Source organism: Kamptonema formosum PCC 10802 (genome assembly GCF_000332335.1).
GTDB lineage: Bacteria > Cyanobacteriota > Cyanobacteriia > Cyanobacteriales > Oscillatoriaceae > Oscillatoria.
Map to the genome: position 1 here is coordinate 108,056 of NZ_KB235949.1, position 674 is coordinate 108,729.

Here is a 674-nt window from a genome sequence, read left to right on the forward strand (position 1 = left end):
CAACCGGCTCGTTTATCGGAATTGTCGGAATTATCGGAATTGTCGGAATTTCCCCTATTGCCGGTGGCGCAACCGGCAAGCTTGTCGGAATTGTCGGAATCTCCCCTACAGCCGGTGGCTCAACCGGGGAGCCGTGTGGGAATTGTCGGAATTGTCGGAATTATCGGAATTTCCCCTAAAGCCGGTGGCTCAACCGCCGAGCTTGTCGGAATTTCCCCTATTGCCGGTGGCTCAACCGCCGAGCTTGTCGGAATTTCCCCTAAAGCCGGTGGCTCAACCGGCTCGTTTATCGGAATTGTCGGAATTATCGGAATTGTCGGAATTTCCCCTATTGCCGGTGGCTCAACCGCCGAGGTTGTCTCAATTGTCGGAATCTCCACGAAAGCCGGTGGCGCAACCGGGGAGCTTGTCTCAATTGTCGGAATTTCCCCTATTGCCGGTGGCTCAACCGCCGAGGTTGTGGGAATTTCCCCTATTGCCGGTGGCTCAACCGCCGAGGTTGTGGGAATTGTCGGAATTTCCCCTATTGCCGGTGGCTCAACCGGCTCGTTTATCGGAATTGTCGGAATTATCGGAATTGTCGGAATTTCCCCTATTGCCGGTGGCTCAACCGCCGAGCTTGTCGGAATTTCCCCTATTGCCGGTGGCTCAACCGGCAAGCTTGTCGGAATTTC

General features: G+C 55.0%; 1 protein-coding gene. It reads left to right on the forward strand.

Annotated elements, in window-relative coordinates; genetic code table 11:
• Nucleotides 1-674, forward strand: a 674-nt coding sequence (locus tag OSC10802_RS53480; protein ID WP_198525329.1) for a hypothetical protein, incomplete at both ends; no start/stop codon positions are given.